Raw genomic sequence first — 20,055 nt, 5'->3', positions numbered from 1 at the left:
TTGCGTCACTAGAACGATCTAGCGGAAGCTAACAGAGTGGCCTCGCTCAAGGCGAGGGCCGGTGCGCAGGTTTTTCTACAGTCCCCGGTCGAGGTGTGCGCGGTAGGCGGCAGCCATGCGCACCGCGTCGAGACCGGCGCGGACGTCGTGGACGCGCACACAGAACGCGCCCCCGACGGCGGCGAGCGCGGAGACCGCCGCGGATGCCACGTCCCGCTCCGCGGGCGGCACCCGACCGGCACCCCCGGCCGCGAGGGCCGCGCCGATGAAGCGCTTCCTCGACGCGCCGACGAGCAGCGGATACCCCAGTCGCCGGAGGGAGCCCAGGTGGGCCAGCAGCGCCCAGTCATGCTCGGGGCGCTTGGCGAAACCGATTCCCGGATCAAGCACGACGCGGGCGGGGTCGACTCCCCCGTCCGCCAACTGCCGGACCCGCAGGCCGAGTTCGGCGACGACATCGGCGACGACATCGCCGTACACGGCATGGCGGTCCATCTCGTGGCTCGGCGCACGCCAGTGCATGGCGACGTACGGAACGCCGGCCGCGGCGACGGTCGAGGCCATGGCGGGGTCGGCCAGGCCGCCGCTCACGTCGTTGACCAGACGAGCACCCGCCTCGACGGCGGCCCGGGCCACGGGCGCGTGCATGGTGTCGATGCTCGTGCACACGCCGGCCCGGGCCAACGCGCGCACCACCGGGACGGTCCGGGCCAGTTCCTCGTCCAGACCCACGGGGTACGCCCCCGGTCTGGTGGATTCGCCGCCCACATCCACGATGTCCGCACCCTGAGCGGCGAGTGCCAGCCCCCGGTCGACGGCGCGTCCGGTGTCGGCGTACAGGCCGCCGTCCGAGAACGAGTCGGGTGTCACGTTGAGGATCCCCATGACCAGGCATCGTCCGGGCCGGGGCAGCCCTTCGAGTTCGGTGTGCGTTCCCGGCCGCCCGAGGGTGACGTCTTGCATGGTTGGCATCGGTGGCAACCTCCTTGATCCCGCGTCCCGCCGCGAGAAAGGAATACTAAATCGATTAGGTCGTCAGGTTACAGAGGAAAGCTAAATCGATCTAGCACCTGTGGATGACTGTCTTCGCGACCGTCGGCGCGTACTGCGACGGGTGGACCACTCGACCTGCTTTATTCGGTTGCCGCTCCCCCGGTCCGCCCTTCACCATGGGCGAGCGACCGGGAGCTGCCCGGTGCTCCACGAGAGGAGGCACGACCGTGATCACGACTGTCCTCGGCATGCCCGCAGACCACCTCTCACTCACTCCATGGAGCACCTCCAGCGATGTCTCACGACGATCTCCCGCAGCACTCTCAACTCCCTTCGTTCCCTGACGACTTCAGCACCGACGCGCACCGCTCCGTCCCGGTGCCGGACGGCCTGGGCGACGTCGACGACCGGTTCGTCTTCGACTTCCGCGCCTACGACGACGACCTCGCCGACGGCCAGCGCTGGTCGACCTGGCTCAGCGTCGAACCCCTCTCCCGCGGCCCCGAGCCGCTCCCGGACTGGGTGGTGACCTCGCAGGGCGCGATCGACACCGAACTCGGCGTCCTCAAGACCGGCAAGGAGGCCGACGTCCACCTCGTCGAGCGCGCCGACCCGCTCGACCCCGACGCCGGCGTGGTGATGGCGGCCAAGCGGTACCGCTCTCCCGAACACCGGTCCTTCCACCGCGCCGCGTCCTACACCGAGGGCCGCTCGATGAAACGCTCACGCGACGAGCGGGCCGTCAAACGCAAGAGCACCTTCGGCCGGCAGGTCGCGGCCGGCGAGTGGGCGGTGTCCGAGTGGGGTGCGCTGGTGCGGTTCTGGAACCTCGGGCTGCCGGTTCCCTATCCGGTCCAGATCGACGGCACCGAGATCCTCATGGAATGGATCACCGTCGTCGACGAGGACGGCACCGTCGCGACGGCGCCCCGGCTCGCCCAGACCCGACCCTCGCCCGAGCTGCTCGCGGCGTACTTCGAGCAGCTCACCGACGCGCTCGCGACGATGGTGCAGAACGGCCTTGTGCACGGTGACCTCTCGGCGTACAACATCCTGGCGGCGGGCGAGCGGCTGGTGATCATCGATCTGCCACAGATCGTCGATCTGGTCGGCAACCTCAACGGGATGACCTTCCTCCAGCGCGACTGCGCCAACATCTGCGGCTGGTTCCGCTCACGGGGCCTCGACGTCGACGAGCACGAGCTGTTCGCGGAACTGATGGCACACGCCTTCTGACCGAACCGGGCGGCCGGCCGTACTCCGTCGTCGGTGACCCTCCGGAACACCCACCGGGTCACCGACGACACCGCCGGCGGTCAGGGAGCGATCCCCACACCGTCGATCCGGCTCCACGCCCGTTCCTGTGCCGCGGTCATGGCGGGCCAGGCGAGCCCACCCGGCCGGGGCCGGATCCGTGAGGCGTAGGGCGCGGGGCGGAAGGTCGGGTCGTAGAAGCACCCGCTGCCGTACTTCTCGTCGAAGTCCGCGCAGGAAGCCGCGACCGAGCGCGGGGTCGGCTTGCGTCCGTGGCGGACCCAAGTGTCAAGCGCCGCAATCGAGTTGGCGTACTCGGAGTCGCTCAGCGCGCTGTGCTCGGTCTCCGTCGTGAAGGTCTGGACGAGGTTGCCGCCCCGGCCCGCGCCCTGGAGAGTGGCGCGGTAGGCCGCCTCGTGCTCGACGAAGGCGGTGGGGTCGTCGATCGCGTGCAGGGTGAGGACGGGGATGGAGACCTTGCCGGTCAGGTCGCTGTCGTAGGAGAGGTCGCGGCGCGCGGTCGGGTCGGCGGAGAACCGTTCGACGCCCGCGTTGAGCGCCTTGTCGTCGTGCGAACCCGAGTACCACACGCCCCTATTGCCGAAGGGGTTACGGCCGCCGAGCCGGTTCGACACGATGTCCCGGAACGTGAAGGTCGCGAACCGCAGATGTGACTCCAGCGCGCGCTCCGGGATGCGGGTGACGGCGAGGATGTCGTCGAGGTTGCGCTGCTGGAGCGCGGTCCGCTCAGCGGGGGCGGAGGCGAATCCGGTGCACTCCTGAAGGCGGGCGCGGAGCCCGGCGCTCGTCATGGTGGAGTCGGCGCGCAGCCCCTGCCACAGCGGGTACTGCGGCTCGCTCGGGCGGGGGTGGTTGTGGCAGTAGTACTGGTAGACCACCCGCAGGTCGACGCGGTAGTCGTAGCCGCGCGAACCGCCGCCGAGGACGCCGCTCGTGAGGAGCGCGCCGTCGTAGGCGCCGGGTTGTCTGCCGTAGGTCTCCGCGACCTTGGCGGCGACGTCGCCGCCCCAGGACTGGCCGTGCACATAGGTGCGCTTCGGTTTGCCGAACTCCGAGACGAACAGTTTGCGCACGTTCTCGGTGTCGGCGGCGGCCATCCGGGTCCCGTAGCCACCACGGCGGTAGGACGAGCCGGCCCAGGCGTACCCCTCCTCGACCATCACCGCCCAACGGCCCAGATCGTCGGTGCTCCGTGACGGGTCCGAGGAGTCGCCGAGATCGGGGCCGCCGTGCGCGTGCACGACGAGGGATCCGTTCCACTGCGTCGGGACGGCCATCGCGTAGTACGCCCCGTTGGCGTCCTGGCCGGTGTAGCAGGTCGCCTTGCCGAGCAGGTTGGGCGGGCAGGCTGCCACCGCGGGCCGCACGGTCTCCGTCCGGGGCGCGGGGGCGTTGCCGAGCGTACCGAGGAGTGCCGCGGCGAGGGCTGCGGCCAGCGCCGCCCGGCGGTGGCGAGGGGACGAGAGGCGTCTGCGTACTGGTACAGGTGCGTCAAATGTCTTCAAGGGAGCGGCTCCTGTGGTTTCGCTGTGCGAACGTGCCCTGCGAACCGTGATGCTAGGAACCGCCCCACTCGGGGACTACCCGTCGATCATTGCGTTCATAGTGTTCGCCCGCCGTGGCGCACCGATCAGTTGAACATGCGCCAGGTGTACGTCACGCGGTAGTGCCCGCCGAAGCCGCGGTACTCGGCGGACGCCGCCGCCGTTTCGGGCTTGCCGTTCCAGCGGCCGGTCAGTGCCGGGATGACGGTGCTGAGGGTCACGGGCGTGAACACGTCGTCCTCGACGATGCCCTTCAGCTGGTCGAAGGCCCAGCCGACGGCCGCGCCGACCGCCATGCCGATGAGGATGCCGAGCAGTCCGCCCGAAGCGCCGATCGCCGCGCCGACCGCCGCGGCGAGGTAGGCGGCGACCTTCGTCCTGACCATGTCCAGCAGTCGGTCGACGTAGGTGGCGAGCCCGCCGAAGTCGGTCTCCGCGAGCACCAGCGTGACGAAGTACGACTTCGGGTAGGTCGTGCCTCCCTCGTCGAGGTTGAACCAGTGGAACTGCTTCGGCGGCGCGTACGTCTTGACGTCTCCGTCGTCGAAGCTGCGCACGTCGAACGGGCTGATCTTCAGGGCGTCGCCGCTCTCGTCGACACTGGTGCCCGCGAGGGAGATCTCGTCGGAGCCCAGTTCCGACGTCTCGGCCAGGCACTTCACGCTGTGGATGCGCAGTTCCAGCTTGTGCAGCGCGGACGGTGCGGCCGCGGTCCCCGCGCCGGCCTGCGGTTCCTCGGGGAGGAGGAAGGGCAGCTTCTTCAGTTCGTCGGCCGGGAACTTCAACCGCTCCGGGAAGGGCATGCGCCGGATCTGCGCGTCGACCGAGGCCGGTGAGCGCAGGTCGACCCGGGCCAGGTCGCCGAGGCGTCGGGCCCGGCCCGCCACGTCCTTGAGGTCGGCGACGACCGCGTCCGCCGCCCGCTTCTTCTTGTCGTCGGACAGCCGGTCGAAGCGCTGGGCCAGCAGGTGTTCCGCGGCGCCCTTGTCCTCGGGCATCGGGTACCTGGCGGGCTCGGCGTGGTGCGCGGCGACCTTGTCGGCGGCGAGCCTCAGCTCCTGCACAACACGTTCGGCCACCGCCTTCACCTTGGCGTGCGGTATGTCGGTCACTATCTGACTGGTGTTGTCGACCATGACAGTCGATCCCCCGGTTGGTTGCGTGTGGTTGGGATTCCTCCGCTACGGGCCTCGGGCCCACGAGTGCGAAGTTCCACCGACGCTACGGCCGGCGCCGGCCCGGCACCCCGGGTGCGGCACCCGGGGTATCCCTAGGAACGGGGGTCGGGCACGGCGGCCAGCCGGGCCGCGAGCCGGGTGCGGGAGTCCACGCCCAGCTTCGGGAAGATCCGCCCCAGGTGGTACTCGACGGTCTTGACGCTGATGACGAGTTCGCGCGCCACCTGCCTGTTGGTCAGCCCGGACGCCACCAGACGGGCGACGGCACGCTCCTGCGGGGTGAGCACGGCCAGGTCCGACGGCCGCTCGGGGCGCGCGGCGGGGCGCAGCCCGCACGCGGCCAACTCCCTGTCGCAGCGCTCCAGATCGGGCTTCGCCTCCAGGGGTACGAGGAGGTCGCGGGCGCTCTGCAACTGCTCGCCCGCAACGGTGCGCTTCCCCGTGCGCCGCAGGAAACCGCCGTAGGCGAGGTGCAGCAGGGCCCGGTCGAAGGGGGCCTCGACATGGGCGGAGTGCCTGAGGCCCAGCCGGAAGGCGCGTTCGGCGGCTTCGGTGTCGCCGCGCGCGGCCTCCAGCGTGCCGCGGGCACGGGCGGCGACAAGCAGCGCCTCGTGGTGCCCCCGCCGGGCGGCGAGCACTTCGTACGGGGCGAGGATCCCTGCGGCGCGCTTCTCCTCGCCGAGGGCGGCCCACGCGTCGGAGAGAAGGTCTGCCCACGGTACGGTTCCGGGCTCTTCGAGGGAGCCGCGCGGGCCGAGCGCGAGCAGTGGATCGAGGGCCACGACGACGCCTTCCGGATCACCCTGGGCGCGGGCCAGACAGCCCTCGGCGAGCGCTGCCGCCAGCGCCGGGCTCACATGACTGCCCCCGGCGTAGGCGCGAACCACGGACGCGTGTGCCTGCGCCTTGGCGAACTCGCCGCGTGCCGCGCACAGTTGGGCGGCCAGTGTCCTGCTGTGCAGGGCGATGTGCGGCTGATCGGTGTCGGCGGCGAGCGACAGGGCGAACTCGGTGTGGACGAGCGCGTCGTCCCAGCGCCCCACGCGGTACTCGGCGGAGGCGAGCCCTGTCGCGGCGACCACCCGGAACGAGGCGGCCCGCCCGCGACAGGCGCCGAACACCCCGCTCAAGTCCCTTACGGCACCGGTGAGATCGCCGACGAACGGGCGCAGGTTCCCACGGCCCAGAAGGTTCTCCAGCTGTGCGGGGGACGCGAGGACCGGGTCGGGCAGCGGGCCGAGCTCCGCCAGGGTGTCCGCGGCCCGTCCGCTCATCGCGAGCCCGATCAGGCGCAGGTAGCGGATCATGTCGGTGGCGGTGTCGTCCGGCGCGAGACGCAGGGCCAGGTCCGCCCATTCGGCCATCTCGGCTCCGTGCGACATGCTGCCGTGCAGTGCGGCGAACTGCCCCGCGATCCGCGCCCCCAGCAAGGGCTCGGCCTCCGGGTCGCAGCGGTGCCAGGCATCCGTGAGCAGCGCCTCGGCGCGCCCCACGTCGAACAGGCTGAGCCGCCCCAGCAGGTAGCTGCGCCATCCGCCGGGCGCGAACTGCCGTATCCGTTCGGCGACTTCCCCCACATCCTGTACGTCCCCCGCAAGCAGCCGGCACTCCACGGCTTCGAGCGAGCACCGCTCCTGGACCCCGCCGTCCGGGCTCAGCCGGGCGGCCGCCTCGAGTTGCCCCGCCGCGCCGGCCCAGGCACCTTCGGCGGCGAACTTCCGGCCCAGCGCGGCCAGTTCGGCGGCCAGCCCCTCGTCGGGACCGACCGCCGCGAGCGCCCGGTGCCGTAACCACTGCGCCTCGTCCGTCACGACGGCGGCGGCCCGCAGATGCAGCGCGGCCCGTCGCGCGGGACCGAGCCGGTGGTACACGGCGGCGTGCACGAGGGGATGCGGGAACCGGATACCCGGGTCACCGGCCGCCTCGGTCAACAGGCCTGCGCGCACTGCCTCTTCGAGGGCGGCAAGTGCGTCACCGCCGACGGCTCCTCGCGGGTTCCCGTGGGCGACCGTCCACGCTTCGGCGAGTCCGCTGTGGGCGCCGAGCACCGCCGCCGCGCAGACCAGTGCCTCGGCCGGCGCGCCGATCGCGGCGAGCCGGGCCAGCACCAGTGCGGTGAACGACCTGGGTGCGGGCGGCGCGACGTCGGTCCGCGCCAGCGCCTCCAGCAGCCCGGGGCCCTCCTGCTCCAGCAGGGCCTTGACGTGGAGGGGGTTGCCCCCGGTGTGCGCGTACAACCGGTCGGCCGCCGCGACCGTCAGCCCGGCTGTGCCCAACTCGCTTCCCAGTCGCCGCAGTTCGGCGGGCGCGAGCCCGTCCAGCCGGACCCGCACGACGTCGTCCGCGGTGAAGCACCGCCGCAGTCCATCCGGCAGCCGTGCGTCGTCGACGTCCCGCACGACCACCAGCACCAGCACCCGGTCGGCCCGCAGCCGCCGTACGGCGAAGGTGAGTGCCTGGAGAGACGCGTGGTCGGCCCACTGGGCGTCGTCCACCACCACGACGACCGGTTCCCTGGGCTCGGGATCACCCTCCTGCGCCTCGTCCCACGCCTCCAGCAGTTCCGCACCCGCCGCCGAGGCGTCCGTCCAGCGGACCCTCGGCCCCAGCAACTGCGTTAGCACGCCGAAGGCCAGCTCGGACTCGGCCTCCTCTCCCGCGGCCCGCAGCACCTGCCCGGAACCGCACAGGAAGTGACGTACGAGGGCGGTCTTGCCGATCCCCGCCGGACCCTCGACGAGAACGCGCACGGGGACTCCGGCCCGAGCCCGCTCCAGGGCGCCGGCCAGCAGCGCGAGGCTCTCCGCGCGCCCGACGAACACGCCCTCCGGCCCCGGCCGAACTGTGGGACCCGCATGGTCCACCTCGGCTCACCCCCTCGGCCGCCCCCTGCGAGCATCGTCCTCAGGAAGGCGCGAGCAGTCCAGGTGTCGAACTCCCTGGACCCAACAGGCGCGCCGAATGGGCGAGTTCGGCCGCTGCAACGCCGTTCTCCCGTCCCGGCCTCACCGAGACGTAGGCACCGGACGCGGCGGGGCGTCCGCCTGCTGGAGTTCGGCGAGGATCTGGTTCTGGCCGGTGAGGAGTTCGGTGAGGATACGGCGGGCGGCGCGCAGGAGGTCGGCGACGTCCGTGCCGGCGAGTTCGTAGCGGACGGTGGAGCCCTCCCGTGTGGAGACGACGATCCCGGAGCGCCGCAGGACGGCCAACTGCTGCGACAGGCTGGAGGGTTCGATCTCGATGTCGGCGAGCAGGTCCCGTACGGACACCGGACCGTGCTGGAGGAGTTCCAGGACCCTGATGCGCACGGGGTGGCCGAGCATGCGGAAGAAGTCTGCCTTAACCTGGTAGAGGGGGACCTGCATGGATGCTCGCTCCTTGCCGGGTTGTTCGGACCGCAGCCGCCGGGATGTGGCGGTACCCGAGAGTGCCGCCACATCGCAGGCCGCCCTCCGAAGCCGATCCTTCACGTCTCGGTCCCCGCACAACCGCACATTGCGACCATGCAGATATCGCGAGTTGAAGAAGTCTTCACATCATGGGCAGACGTGGTTCCCGCGCGTCAGGACGGGCTAGATCTCGATCGCCGCCTCGACGCGTTTGAGTTGGTGGCGGGCCATGGCCAGGTTCGAGCGGGCCTTGTCCAGGACGAGGTACAGGAACAGGCCGTTGCCGTCACGGCCGGTGACCAGGCGGATCAGGTGGTACTGGCCGTCCAGCGTGATCAGGATGTCCTCGATCTGGCCCTTGAGGCCCAGCTGTTCCATGGTGCGCACCTTGGCCCGGATCACATCCGTGTTGCCGGCCGCGGCGACCGTCAGGTCGAGACTCTTGCTGCCGCCCAGCGTGCCCAGCGCCATTCCGCTGGTGTAGTCGACGACCGCTGCCCCCATCGCCCCCTCGATGCCGGCCATCATCTCCTTCAGCGACACTTCAACACTCGCCACGATGCCTCCCCTTGCGTTCCGTTGACTGCGGCGGGCCGGTACCCCCGACCCGCCTCGACGTCCGGACCGTAGGCATCCGGCCCTCGCCCGCGGAGCATCTCTTCGAGACTGACTCCGGACGATCGAACAACGGCCCGACAGGATCTGTTGATGGGCCGGAACTGCCGTGCCTGGTACGAAAGTTGACCCATCCGAGGCGCGGGCGGAACTACAAGATCCCTCGCACATTCACCGTCTCGGGCCGATCGGAGTGAACCTCCCCACCCGCGACTCGATCGCCTTCGCGGCCCGGAGCAGTACCCGTTCCTGGAGCTTCCCGCCCAGGAGTTGGACCCCCGCCGGAAGGGCGTCGACGACGCCGGTCGGGACCGCGACCGCGGGAAGGCCGAGGACCGGCACCGCCATCGGGGCGTACTGCGCCTGGACGGGCTGACGCATGCGGTCCGCCGAGTGGGTGTCGGCGTCCTGCCCGAACACGGGCTCGGTCGAGGGGGGGGAGGACCAGGATCGGGTACCGCTCCAGGAATGCCTGGAGTTCGGCGATCAGGACGCCTCGGCGGGTCCAGCCCTGGATGTAGGCGGGGAGGTCCGGCGACGTCCCCCACCACTCGCCCGCGACCTCGAAGTAGTGCCGCGCCGCAGCCCGCAGGCCGTCGTCCCCGAGGCTCTCGACGCCCGGCCACAGCACCCGGAAGTCCTCCAGGACCAGGAGGTACCAGAGCCGGTACGCCTCCTCCAGCTGCGGGACGTCGACCTCCTCCACCTCGTACCCGGCCTCCTCCAGTGCGCGCGCCGCCCGGGCGATCACCCCGCCCGCCGAGGCCGACAGGCCACCCGGCGCCCCGGACCTGGCGATACCGACCCGCGGCAACACCTCACCGGGGCTCGCGAGTCGGACGCTCAGCGACACAGGGTCGCGTGGGTCGAAGCCGGTCCCGCGACGGCGCGCAGGCCGGCACCGCCCGCGAGCAGACCGCCGGCGAGTGGACTGAACGCGGTCGTGGAGATGCCCAGGTGTCGGCCGGCGGGCATGACCTCGGCTTCGACACCTCGCTCGGCGAGGCTGTAGAGCACCTGATGGCGGACCGGCCGCCGTGCTCCGAGCCGGTCCGCCGTGAGCACGGCTTCCGTCAACTCCCAGCCTGCGTAGGTGGACAGGGCGTAGTAGCGGATCGTCCCGGCCCGGATCAGGTCCTCGAACGTGCCGATGGTGTCCGCGACATCCGTGACGGGATCCGGGTGATGGGCGTAGTAGATGTAGTAGATGTCGATGTGGTCGGTGCGCAGGCGGCGCAGGCTGCGCTCCACCGTCGTGACGATGTGCGCTCGGCTCAGGCCGCCGCCGGTGAAAGAGCCGTCGTTCGGGCCCGGCCCGACGGGGTCCGGGACCTTGGTCGCGAGTACGACATGGTCGCGCCTGGCGGCTATGGCCCGCCCCACGAGTTCCTCCGCCGATGCCCGCTCCTCGGCGGACGGCGCTCCCGGGCGGTCGAACCGCGGTTGGTTGCCGTAGGAGTTGGCCGTGTCGACGAAGTTGATGCCCTGGTCGAGTGCGAAGTCGACGACCCGCTGTGTGTCGGCCTCGGTGGGCGAGACTCCGAAGGTCGCGGTGCCCAGGGCCGCCGGCCTGGACACCCGGAGCCCGCTGGACCCGAGAAGCGCGTATTCCATGTCCGTGCCTCTTCTTCGTCGGTCCCCCTTCCTCGCGCGCGTGGGCACGCGGACGGGTACGGCCGACGTCAGGCGGCTTGGCCGCAGGGAACAGCGGGTGTGTTCCACGGGGTGGCACCGAAGTCGCAGCTGGGCAATCGCTGGAGGACCAGTGCGGCGGGGTGCGCCGTCAGCCGGCCGCCTGTGCCGAGGAGACCGCCGTGCGGGCCGCGCTTTCGACCGCCGCTATGCCGCCCGCCATCGACGCGTTGCCTGCGGAGAGGACCGCGACGAGGTAGTGGTGCGTTCCCGAGGTGACCTCTCCGACGCTGTTGATGTCCCACAGGCCGGTGGTGCTGCGCTGCAGCCAGCCGTTCTTGAGCGCCCACCCGGCGTCGGAGGCCGCCGAGACGCCCCACGACTGTCCGGCGGCGATGCGGGTCATCAGCGTACGGATGTAGGTCTGGGACGTCCCGGTCAGTACGGAGCCGCTCGCGGACGAGGTCCCGCCCTCGGCGAAGACCGCCTGCAACAGGCGGATCTGGTCGGTCGCCGTGGTCTGCGTGAGTCCCCACCTGCCGGCGGCTCCGCCCACGGTCGATGAGAGACCGAGGCGCTTGTTCGCCGCCTCCAGGCCGGGCGCCTGGCCGATCCGCCGCCAGAGTGCGTTCGCCGCGTCGTTGTCGCTGTGCTCGATCATCGCCGTGGCCCAGGTGCGTTCCTGCTGGGTGAGACCACGTCCGGCGTCCTGGGCCTGGAGGAGCAGCGTGGCGAGGATGTCGACCTTGATGATGCTGGCCGTGTCGTAGGGGACGTCCTTCCCACGCACCTGCGGCTTCAGGGCGGGGTGGTCCAGGTCCAGCACCGCGGTCGTCACGCGTGCCTCGCTCGTCGCGGTCGTCTGCGTGGTGCCGGTGCCGGAGCGCGCCGGCGTGCCGGTGTCGGCCGCCGCGGCCGGGCCGACCGCGGCGATCGCGAGAAGGGTGGACACTGCGCCGGTGAGGAGCGCCGCGCGACGGCCGCGACGGCCGGGGGTGCTCGCGGTCGACGTGGTCTGTCGGGGATTCGGTCGGTACGACATGGGGCCTCGGCGGTTCGGGGGCGGGGGCACAGAGCTGCGAACGTAGACGAGGCGGCCGTTCCGTGACGTGACCGGTGCCACGGAAAAGCCCTATAGGCACGATTTGTGAGGATAGCCACAGCTCACGGACCGCCCTGGATCGGGCTACGGCCCCCACGAGCACTGCTGCGAACTACCGCCTCCCCCTCGGCTTCTCAGGACCTTCGGCTACGGCCGGCGCGGACTGCGGCAGACGGGGAGCAAGGGTCGGCACGCCTGGAATCGTCAGGAGTGCGAGCGCCGCGAGGACAAGCCATGGGGCCGCGCTCGACACCTCGAACAGAACGGGGAACAGCAGTGGGGCCACGACTGTCGCGATCGCGAAGCAGTACGGGAAGACGGCCATGTACCGCCCGCGGAGGTCAGCGGGCGCGGCATCGGCGGACAACACGTTCGACAGCCGCGCCTGCCTCGATCCGTCTCCACCTGCCGGACAAATTGCTGACCAGCGTGAAGGCGGAGGACCACAAGGCCCGCTGCCCCAGTGAGGCGATCGTCGCGCCGAGGAGAAGCACACCGGTGTTCCGGACCGGCCGGCCTCGAGCCGCACGCTGTCGGTGGTGCGGTCGGCGCCGACGGCCGTCGGGAGCATCGCAGTCGAAAAAAGTCCTAACTGCAAGGCAGTAGAACCCCCTGCCGTACACGTCTTTACGGGGGAACAAGGGAGGGCACTTTGAACGCCGACGATGAACGCGAGTTCCGCGAGTTCGTGGCGGCACGGTCGAGATCGCTGCTGCAGACGGCCTACCTGCTGACCGGGGACTGGGAGCAGGGCCGCGACCTGGTCCAGACCGCACTCGCGTCCACCGCCCGGCGCTGGTCGCGACTACGCGACCGGCAGCAGCCGGAGACCTATGTGCGCCGGGCGATCTACCACGCCCAGATAGACCGCTTCCGACTGCTCAGTTGGGGCAAGGAGACCGTCACCGACACACTGCCCGAGCCGCCCGCGCAGGCCGCCGACTGGGCCGACACCGTGGTCCAGCGGCAGGACATCATGGCCGCGCTACGGCGTCTGCCCAAGCGTCAGCGCGCGGTGATCGTGCTGCGCTACTTCGAGGATCTGCCGGACCCCGAGATCGCCGAGATCCTGGGCATCTCCCAAGGCACGGTCCGCAGCCAGACCCACAAGGCCCTGACAGCCCTCCGCTCCGCCTTCGCCGAGGCGGCACAGGCGGCTGCTCCCTCCCCGTCCCCTGCCTCCGGAAGGAGCACCGTCGCATGATCGAGTCGACCGAACACCCCCTGCACCATGCCCTGCACGCCCATGTCCAAGAGAGCGGGGGCGACGCCGCCGGTCCTTACCTGGTCGCCCTGGCCGACGACGCGTTGCGGGTCGCCCGGCGGCGGCAGCGGCTGGCCCGCGCCGGGGCGGGAGTCATCGCCGTCGCCGCGATCGCCACCGCCGGGATCGCCGTCGCGGACGGCGGGACCTGGGGCGCGCACCAGGTGCGGCCCGCCGTAGGAGGCGTCGGGAACGCCGAGCAGGCGGCCAGGATCTCCCTCCTGCCGGTCACGTCCGTCACGGAGCACGCCTGCGCCGCCGGCAGCGGCGGCTACACCTTGCGGCTGCCCGCGGCCAGCCCGGCGTCCTGCGTCCAGGTCGACCGGGCACGCGGGATGACCGACGTGCGTGCCGTCTCCGCGAAGGCCCTCAGCAGCGCCGGCGAGTGGGAGGTCGTGGTGACCCTGAACTCCGCGGACCGGACCCGCCTCGCCGACCTCACCGGCACCCTCGCCACGGCCCCGGCCCCGCGCAACGAACTGGCCGTCCTCATCGACGGCAAGATCCGCGACACGGCCTACGTAGCCGCCCCTCTCACCGAAGGCCGCTTCGGCGTCGTCGGTGGGCTCACCAGCGAATCCGCCCACAGCCTGGCCCTCCGTCTGGGAACCCACAAGTGAGGATGCGTGCGCACCAGTACTCGATTGCTCCGGAGAGACGAACTGGCTTACGCGGCCGTGCCGTTGGGACGTAGGTTGAGCGGCGGACACCGCACACCTCGGCTGAAGGACGAACGCTACCCATGCCAGACCAAGCAATGACGCCCGGACCGGCCGCACAGCAGAAGATCGACACATCGGTGCCGCACTCGGCCCGGATCTGGAACTACTGGCTGGGCGGCAAGGACAACTACCCCGTCGACGAGGAGGCCGGGGACGCGTACACCGCCGTGTTCCCCGGCATCGTCACCATCGCCCGCAGCAGCCGCGCCTTCCTGCGCCGCAACATCACGTACCTGGTCTCCGAGGCGGGCATCCGCCAGTTCCTGGACGTGGGCACCGGTCTGCCGACCGCTGACAACACCCATCAGGTCGCCCAGCGGATCGCCCCCGAGGCCCGGATCGTCTACGTCGACAACGATCCGATGGTCCTCGCGCACGCCCACGCGCTGCTCTACTCCACGCCGGAAGGCGTGACCGCCTACGTGGACGCCAACGTGACGGACCCGGACCGCATCCTGGCGGAAGCCGCCAAGACCCTGGACCTCAGCAAGCCGACCGCCCTCATCCTCAGCAACATCCTTGGCCACGTCGCCACCCACGACCAGGCGCTCTCCATCGTCACCCGCCTGATGGACGCGCTGCCGTCCGGGAGTTACCTCTCCATCAACGACGGTTCGCGGGGCATCGACCCGGTCTTCGAGCAGGCCCAGGACGCCTACAACGAGAGCGGTGCCGTTCCCTACAACCTGCGCACCGTCGACGAGATCACGGCGTACTTCGACGGTCTGGAGCTGGTGGACCCGGGGGTGGTCTCGGTTCCCCTCTGGCGCCCGGAGTCCACGTCCCCGGCTCCGGAACAGATCGGCGAGCACGGCGGCCTCGCCCGGAAGCCGTGACACCCCGAGCTTCACTCTGAAGCTCGTACAGATCGCCGGTGCCCCAGGCCGATCGGTGAGGTCAGGTCAGATCGAGGTGCGGTTCGAAGGCCCGCAGCAGGAGTGAGCGCATGCGGTCCGGCCGCATCTCGGTCGAGCCGGCGAGGATCTGCATCGCCAGGCCGTCGACCATCGCGGTGAACCGGTCGGCGAGGGCCTCGACGTCGGCCTCCGGCGCCAGGCCCTCGGACCGGCACTCGTGCAGCAGGTCCACCACGACCCGGTACCAGCCGGAGTAGATCCGCCGCTGCGCGGACCGCAGCCCGGGTTCCAGCATCGCCTGGTTCCAGAACTGGATCCACACCGACCACTCGTCGATGTCGTCGGCGGTGAGCGGGAGTTGGACCTCGATGAGGCGGCGCAGCTTGTCCCGCGCGGAGGTCGCCCGGCCGAACTCCTCGTCGAGCCGGGTGCGGAACCGCTGGGCGTAGTACTCGAGCGCCGCGTGCAGCGTGGCTTCCTTGCTGGGGAAGTGGTAGTGCACCGTCGCCGTGCTGGTCCCGCAGTAGCGGGCGATGTCGGAGACGCGCACGTTGTGGTAGCCGCGGCGGGCGATGAGGACGGTCGCGGCCTCCAGGATCTGGTCCCGCCGTTCCTGTGCCGTCACCGGCTGCGCCCGGTCCCGTCCGGTGTCGGGCGGGAGCACGGGCTCCGGACCGACACCCTCGACGAGATACGCCACGGACACCCCGCAGGCCTTCGCGATCGCGGCGATCTCCTCGTCGCGCAGCCGCCGCGTCCCGCGCAGCGCCTTGGACAGGGCGGTCGGGTCCATGCCGATCCGGTGGGCGAGTTCGCGCTGGGAGACGGCGGCGGCCCGGATCGCCGTACGGACGCGTTCCGGCAGATCGGCGGCGGTCGCGGCCGGCCGCTCTTCGATGCTGGTCATAACCCGGTCAGTATGTCAGGCAAGGGTGTTCACCCCGGATTTCGGGCAACGCGGTTCACCCCGGGTGGGCGACGGCCGTCAGGGCGCTGATCACCTCGGCCGCGGCCCGCTCGCCCGACGAGATCGCCCCGTCGATGTAGCCGTTCCACACCGAGGCGGTCTCGGTCCCCGCCCAGTGGACGAGCCCGGACGGCTCCCGCCAGCCGTCCCTGCCGTGCCGGGTCCAGCCGCCCGGGGTCACGAAGCACTCGTAGCCGCCGATGGTCCAGCCCATCCGGGGCCAGATCCTCTCGACGTAGTCGACGGGCACTCCGGCCTCGGGCCCGGCCACCGCGGACAGTGCAGCCAGTACTTCGCGGCGGCGCTCGGTGTCGGTTCCGGCGGACCAGCGGTCGAGCCGGTCGCCGTAGACGAACGCGACGAGCACGCCGCGCGAGGCGTCCTCCGGGGAGTTGTCGAAGACGACGCCGACCGGGCTCTCGCCGTAGAGCGTCGCGATGCCGGAACGTCCGGCCGCGCGCCAGAAGGGTTCCTCATAGACGGCGTGCACCTTGGCGACCCGTCCCATGGGCGAGTGGCGTACCCAGCCGCGCCGCCCGGCGGGGAGCACCGGGTCGAACGCGATCCGTTCGACCGCCGCCGGGGGCACGGCGACGACGGCTCGCCGCGCGCGGACGACGGTGTGGCCGGTGCACGCCTCGACTCCGTGCGCGGTCTGGCGCAGGGACAGCACCGGTTCGCCGAGCCGGACCCGCCCGCCGAGCGACTTCGCGAGCGCGTGGGCCACCGCGTCCGCCCCGTCGGAGAAGCGGGCGTCCTGGGCGCAGCCGCGGGTCTCCATCAGCTGTTCGTAGCCGCCGCCGGAGGCCAGGTAGAACAGCACGTGGAAAAAGGAGATCTCACGCGGTTCGGCGCACCACACGCCCTGGATCGCGAGCGCCAGCCGCGCCAGGGCGTCCTCGTCGGCCGTCTGCGCGCGGAAGAAGTCCTCGGCCGACAGGGCGTCGAACTCCGCGAACCGCGGGGTGGACCAAGGCTGTTCGAGGACGACAGTACGGGCGAGGTCGTCGAGCAGGGCGGTGACGCGTTCGTACTCCTCGATGCCCGGGCCACTGTCCGGCGCGCCACCCGCGTAGTCGACGCGGGTACCGTCGGCGCGGATCTCGACGTGCCGACCGGTCTCCCAGGTCGGGAACGTCCGGCAGCCGAAGCGATCCGCGAGCGCGTGGAACCGTCGCTGGCCGGGCCCGATCCACTGTCCTCCGTGGTCGATGCGCACGCCCGACGGGCTCACCTGGCTGAACACACGGCCGCCCACACGGTCGGCGGCCTCCAGTACGACGACGTCGACCCCCGCGTCGGCCAGCCGCCACGCGGTGCTCAGTCCCGCGTATCCGGCGCCCACGACGACGACCTCGGTATCGACGGCAGAAGTCTCGAGTGCTGTCACGCCGGCCACCGTGCCGCAACACTGACTCATCAGTCAATACATCCCACAAAATTGCGATCGAGGTCTTGACAGCACCTTCCGCCGCAGCCAGTCTGACTCGCCAATCAGTCATTGCGTTTTCTTGTCGGTACCCGTAGACCAATAGATCGGGAGTGGCAATGACCTCAGATTCGCAACTCGACGTGCGCGAGGTCCAGACGGACAAAGGCCTGCGCTCCGGCGCGCTCTCCATGGCCACCAGCCTGATCCTCGCCGTGGCATCCGCCGCGCCCGCCTACAGCCTCACCGCCACGCTGGCGTTCGTCGTCGGCTACGTCGGCTTCCAGGCCCCGGCCGTCGTGGTGCTCGCCTTCGTCCCGATCCTGTTCGTCTCCTTCGGCTACGCCGCGCTCAACCGCCGCGATCCGGACTGCGGCACGATCTTCACCTGGGCCACCCGCTCCCTGAACCCGAGCCTCGGCTTCCTCGGCGGCTGGGCGATCATCGCGTCCTTCGTCCTCGTGATCGGCAGCCTCGCGCAGGTCGCCGGACAGTACGTGTTCCTGCTGGCGGGCGCCGAGAACATCGGTTCCGATCCGGCGAACTGGCGGGTGCTCCTCGCCGGACTCGGCTGGCTCGCGCTGATGACCCTCGTCTGCTACCGCGGTATCGAGATCGCGGCGGCGGTCCAACGCGCCCTGCTTTTCCTGGAGTTCGGGATGCTCGTGGTCCTGTCCGTCGTCGCGCTCGTCAAGGTGTACGCCGGCTCCGCGCCGACCGGGACCCGGCGTCCGAGCCTGTCCTGGCTCAACCCGTTCGAGGGCGCGTCCCTGAGCGCGTTCGTCAGCGCGCTGGTGCTGATGCTGTTCATCTACTGGGGTTGGGAGACGGCGCTCACCGTCAACGAGGAGACCGCCGACCGGCACCGCGTCCCGGGCCGCGCCGCGACCTGGTCCACGGTGCTGCTGGTGTTGCTGTACCTCCTCGCCACGTTCGCCGCGATCTCCTTCGCCGGCGTCGGCGACTCCGGGATCGGCCTGAACAACCCGGACAACTCCGGGGACGTCCTCTACGGTTTCGGCACCGCCGTGTTCGGGTCGAGCGGTTTCGGCTCGGTGTTGTGGCACCTGCTGATCCTCATGGTCCTCACCTCGGCCGCCGCCTCGACGGAGACGACCGTACTGACCCTGAGCCGCACGATGCTGTCGATGGGCGACCAGGGCGCGCTCCCGCGCGCGCTGGCCCGGGTGCACCCGCGCTTCCGCATCCCGCACGTGGGCACGATCGCGGTCGGGGTCATCGGCGCGGTGGTGTACGTCGCGCTGAACTTCCTCGGCCACGGCCTCGTCCTCGGCGACGCGGTGTCCGCCTGCGGGGTGCTGATCGCCTTCTACTACGGCCTCACCGGGCTCACGTCGGCCTGGGTGCACCGCGCCGGGCCGCGCGCCAAGGCGGCGGACCTCTGGCTGACCGTCGTCCTGCCCGCGATCGGCGGGATCGTCCTGCTCGGCGCGGGTGCCTGGAGCCTGGTGCAGGCCTGGGACCCGATCAACAGCGGTACGAGCTGGACCCTCCCGTTCTCCTCGGGATCCCGCGTCGGCGGCACGTTCGTGATCGGCACCGGGACGGTCCTGCTGGGACTGCTCGCCCTGTTGATCTGCCGACGCCTGTATCCGACGTTCTTCACACGTCGGTCAACTCCCGTGGCCCAGGCCTGAGTTCGACCCCTCCACCCTACGAGCCCTCGAGGTTGATTGCTCATGACCCTGCATGGCGCGGGGCAGCCCGCCTATCAGGTCGTCGATCCCGCGACCGGTGAACCGGTCCGCTCCTTCCCCTACGCCACCGATACCGAGGTCGCCGAAATCCTGGACGCCTCGCACGCGGCGTACCTCGGCTGGCGGGAGCGCACCGTCGCCGAACGCGTGGATCTCGTCCGCCGCGCGGGCGCAGCACTCCTACGACGCTCCGACGAACTGGCCGCGACCATGCGGCTGGAGATGGGCAAGCCGCTCTCCGAAGGCATCGACGAGATCGAGTACTGCGCGTCGATCTTCGATTACTACGCAGACCAGGGCCCCGCTTTGCTCGCCGACGAGGAACTCGCGCCCCACGGCGAAGGCCGCGCGGTCGTGCAGTCCCGCCCGATCGGCCCCGTGCTGGGCGTCATGCCCTGGAACTACCCCTGCTACCAGGTCGCCCGCTTCGCCGTCCCGAATCTCGTGCTGGGCAACACCGTGATCGTCAAGCACGCCGAGTCGGTCCCGCTCACCGCCCGCGCGCTTGAGGAAGTGTTCCTCGACGCAGGGCTGCCGTACGGGGCCTACCTCAACGTCTTCGCCACGCACGCACAGATCGAGGCCGTCATCGCGGATCCCCGGGTGCAGGGTGTGTCGCTCACGGGCTCCGAACGTGCGGGCTCGGTCGTCGCCGCGGCGGCGGGCCGGCACCTGAAGAAGTGCGTGCTCGAACTCGGCGGCTCGGACCCGTTCATCGTGCTGGACTCCCCCGACGTGACGACTGCGGCAACTCTGGCCTGGCGAACCCGCATTCACAACAACGGGCAGGCCTGCACCTCGAACAAACGCATCCTCATGATGGCCGACATCTACGACGAGTTCGTGACCGCGCTCGTCGCCGAGGCCGATGCCGTCGACACCGCCGTACATCCTCCGTTGGCCTCCCGCGCGGCGGCGGAACACCTCGCGGCCCAGGTCGGGGACGCCGTCGCCAAGGGCGCCCGCCTGCTCGCCGGCGGTGTCCTGGCACCTGACCGGTCGGCCCGCTTCTCCCCCGCCGTCCTGGTGGACGTCACCGAGGACATGCGGGCCTGGCACGAGGAGCTCTTCGGGCCGGTGGCCGTCGTCCACCGCGTGACGGACGACGAACACGCGGTCGAACTCGCCAACTCCACCCCGTACGGGCTCGGAGCCGCCGTCTTCAGCGCCGATCCCGAGCGGGCGCGCCGCGTCGCGGAGCGACTGGAGACCGGCATGGCGAACATCAACACCCCGTCCATGGACGGTCCCGAACTGCCCTTCGGCGGCGTCGGGCGTTCCGGCTTCGGCCGCGAACTCGGCCCGGGAGTCAGCGAGTTCATGAACAAGCGGCTCGTCTGTGCGGCGGTGCAGCCCCATGTCTGATCAGT

The 20,055-nt window shown here is 70.8% G+C and carries 17 protein-coding genes; 6 read left to right on the top strand and 11 right to left on the bottom strand.

Going from position 1 to position 20,055, the window contains the following annotated elements:
- Window positions 1–75: 75 nt before the first annotated feature.
- Entirely contained in the window at window positions 76–963 is an 888-nt protein-coding gene (folP, locus tag SSP08S_RS32305) for a dihydropteroate synthase (protein WP_019071804.1), read from the bottom strand.
- Between the two features lie 324 nt (window positions 964–1,287).
- Between folP and SSP08S_RS32300 the strand changes: the two genes are divergently transcribed.
- A complete protein-coding gene (locus tag SSP08S_RS32300) occupies window positions 1,288–2,229 on the top strand; it encodes a serine protein kinase RIO (RefSeq protein ID WP_019071803.1) in 942 nt (313 codons plus the stop codon).
- Window positions 2,230–2,309: 80 nt separating this feature from the next.
- Here SSP08S_RS32300 and SSP08S_RS32295 read toward each other — a convergent pair whose 3' ends face one another.
- The 8 genes from SSP08S_RS32295 to SSP08S_RS32260 all read right to left on the bottom strand — a co-directional run bounded on the left by SSP08S_RS32295 (window position 2,310) and on the right by SSP08S_RS32260 (window position 11,668).
- Window positions 2,310–3,773, bottom strand: coding sequence for a DUF6351 family protein (locus SSP08S_RS32295; protein WP_026179014.1), 1,464 nt, complete (start codon window positions 3,771–3,773; stop codon window positions 2,310–2,312).
- Between the two features lie 125 nt (window positions 3,774–3,898).
- Complete coding sequence (locus SSP08S_RS32290) at window positions 3,899–4,948, bottom strand: hypothetical protein (RefSeq protein ID WP_019071801.1); 1,050 nt, start codon at window positions 4,946–4,948, stop codon at window positions 3,899–3,901.
- A 134-nt stretch (window positions 4,949–5,082) separates the two neighbouring features.
- Window positions 5,083–7,812: an AAA family ATPase gene (locus SSP08S_RS32285; protein ID WP_019071800.1), complete on the bottom strand. Its 2,730-nt coding sequence runs from the start codon at window positions 7,810–7,812 to the stop codon at window positions 5,083–5,085.
- A 183-nt stretch (window positions 7,813–7,995) separates the two neighbouring features.
- Window positions 7,996–8,355: an ArsR/SmtB family transcription factor gene (locus SSP08S_RS32280; RefSeq protein ID WP_019071799.1), complete on the bottom strand. Its 360-nt coding sequence runs from the start codon at window positions 8,353–8,355 to the stop codon at window positions 7,996–7,998.
- A gap of 207 nt (window positions 8,356–8,562) precedes the next feature.
- Complete coding sequence (locus SSP08S_RS32275) at window positions 8,563–8,937, bottom strand: hypothetical protein (protein ID WP_026179013.1); 375 nt, start codon at window positions 8,935–8,937, stop codon at window positions 8,563–8,565.
- Window positions 8,938–9,165: 228 nt separating this feature from the next.
- Window positions 9,166–9,414 (bottom strand): hypothetical protein, encoded by a 249-nt coding sequence (locus SSP08S_RS58320; RefSeq protein ID WP_019071797.1) that lies wholly within the window; start codon window positions 9,412–9,414, stop codon window positions 9,166–9,168.
- Between the two features lie 423 nt (window positions 9,415–9,837).
- On the bottom strand, window positions 9,838–10,608 hold the full coding sequence (locus SSP08S_RS56310; protein ID WP_019071796.1) for an aldo/keto reductase: 771 nt from the start codon (window positions 10,606–10,608) through the stop codon (window positions 9,838–9,840).
- Between the two features lie 169 nt (window positions 10,609–10,777).
- Complete coding sequence (locus SSP08S_RS32260) at window positions 10,778–11,668, bottom strand: serine hydrolase (RefSeq protein WP_019071795.1); 891 nt, start codon at window positions 11,666–11,668, stop codon at window positions 10,778–10,780.
- Between the two features lie 712 nt (window positions 11,669–12,380).
- Here SSP08S_RS32260 and SSP08S_RS32250 point away from each other — a divergent pair.
- From SSP08S_RS32250 to SSP08S_RS32240, 3 genes are all read left to right on the top strand, one after another.
- Window positions 12,381–12,932: a SigE family RNA polymerase sigma factor gene (locus SSP08S_RS32250; RefSeq protein WP_019071793.1), complete on the top strand. Its 552-nt coding sequence runs from the start codon at window positions 12,381–12,383 to the stop codon at window positions 12,930–12,932.
- Window positions 12,929–13,612 (top strand): SecDF P1 head subdomain-containing protein, encoded by a 684-nt coding sequence (locus SSP08S_RS32245; protein WP_026179012.1) that lies wholly within the window; start codon window positions 12,929–12,931, stop codon window positions 13,610–13,612. The genes SSP08S_RS32250 and SSP08S_RS32245 overlap by 4 nt, the downstream gene beginning before the upstream one ends.
- Before the next feature lie 122 nt (window positions 13,613–13,734).
- Window positions 13,735–14,550, top strand: a complete 816-nt coding sequence (locus SSP08S_RS32240) for an SAM-dependent methyltransferase (protein WP_026179011.1) — start codon at window positions 13,735–13,737, stop codon at window positions 14,548–14,550.
- 61 nt (window positions 14,551–14,611) lie between these two features.
- Here the strand turns inward: SSP08S_RS32240 and SSP08S_RS56305 are convergent, their stop codons facing one another.
- The gene (locus tag SSP08S_RS56305) at window positions 14,612–15,478 is read right to left on the bottom strand and encodes a TetR/AcrR family transcriptional regulator (RefSeq protein WP_019071791.1); all 867 of its coding nucleotides are present in this window, start codon (window positions 15,476–15,478) and stop codon (window positions 14,612–14,614) included.
- A 55-nt stretch (window positions 15,479–15,533) separates the two neighbouring features.
- Window positions 15,534–16,928 carry a flavin monoamine oxidase family protein gene (locus tag SSP08S_RS32230; RefSeq protein ID WP_281176159.1) on the bottom strand — a complete coding sequence of 465 codons (1,395 nt, stop codon included), beginning with the start codon at window positions 16,926–16,928 and terminating at the stop codon, window positions 15,534–15,536.
- A gap of 158 nt (window positions 16,929–17,086) precedes the next feature.
- On the opposite strand from SSP08S_RS32230, the gene SSP08S_RS32225 reads away from it, so the two are divergent.
- Entirely contained in the window at window positions 17,087–18,625 is a 1,539-nt protein-coding gene (locus tag SSP08S_RS32225; RefSeq protein ID WP_019071789.1) for an APC family permease, read from the top strand.
- A gap of 42 nt (window positions 18,626–18,667) precedes the next feature.
- Window positions 18,668–20,050, top strand: a complete 1,383-nt coding sequence (locus SSP08S_RS32220) for an NAD-dependent succinate-semialdehyde dehydrogenase (protein WP_019071788.1) — start codon at window positions 18,668–18,670, stop codon at window positions 20,048–20,050.
- The last annotated feature ends 5 nt before the right edge of the window (window positions 20,051–20,055 follow it).

It is taken from the genome of Streptomyces hokutonensis (assembly GCF_000376565.1).
Taxonomy (GTDB): domain Bacteria; phylum Actinomycetota; class Actinomycetes; order Streptomycetales; family Streptomycetaceae; genus Streptomyces; species Streptomyces hokutonensis.
This window is presented reverse-complemented; position numbering and strand designations above follow the sequence as displayed.

What these genes read in the sequence shown, in the direction of transcription:
- SSP08S_RS32260 (WP_019071795.1), bottom strand. Translation starts at nt 11,668, where the DNA reads ATGTCGTACCGACCGAATCCCCGACAGACCACGTCGACCGCGAGCACC.
- SSP08S_RS32245 (WP_026179012.1), top strand. Translation starts at nt 12,929, where the DNA reads ATGATCGAGTCGACCGAACACCCCCTGCACCATGCCCTGCACGCCCAT.
- SSP08S_RS32240 (WP_026179011.1), top strand. Translation starts at nt 13,735, where the DNA reads ATGCCAGACCAAGCAATGACGCCCGGACCGGCCGCACAGCAGAAGATC.
- SSP08S_RS32220 (WP_019071788.1), top strand. Translation starts at nt 18,668, where the DNA reads ATGACCCTGCATGGCGCGGGGCAGCCCGCCTATCAGGTCGTCGATCCC.
- SSP08S_RS32225 (WP_019071789.1), top strand. Translation starts at nt 17,087, where the DNA reads ATGACCTCAGATTCGCAACTCGACGTGCGCGAGGTCCAGACGGACAAA.
- SSP08S_RS56305 (WP_019071791.1), bottom strand. Translation starts at nt 15,478, where the DNA reads ATGACCAGCATCGAAGAGCGGCCGGCCGCGACCGCCGCCGATCTGCCG.
- SSP08S_RS56310 (WP_019071796.1), bottom strand. Translation starts at nt 10,608, where the DNA reads ATGGAATACGCGCTTCTCGGGTCCAGCGGGCTCCGGGTGTCCAGGCCG.
- SSP08S_RS32290 (WP_019071801.1), bottom strand. Translation starts at nt 4,948, where the DNA reads ATGGTCGACAACACCAGTCAGATAGTGACCGACATACCGCACGCCAAG.
- SSP08S_RS32300 (WP_019071803.1), top strand. Translation starts at nt 1,288, where the DNA reads ATGTCTCACGACGATCTCCCGCAGCACTCTCAACTCCCTTCGTTCCCT.
- folP (WP_019071804.1), bottom strand. Translation starts at nt 963, where the DNA reads ATGCAAGACGTCACCCTCGGGCGGCCGGGAACGCACACCGAACTCGAA.
- SSP08S_RS32280 (WP_019071799.1), bottom strand. Translation starts at nt 8,355, where the DNA reads ATGCAGGTCCCCCTCTACCAGGTTAAGGCAGACTTCTTCCGCATGCTC.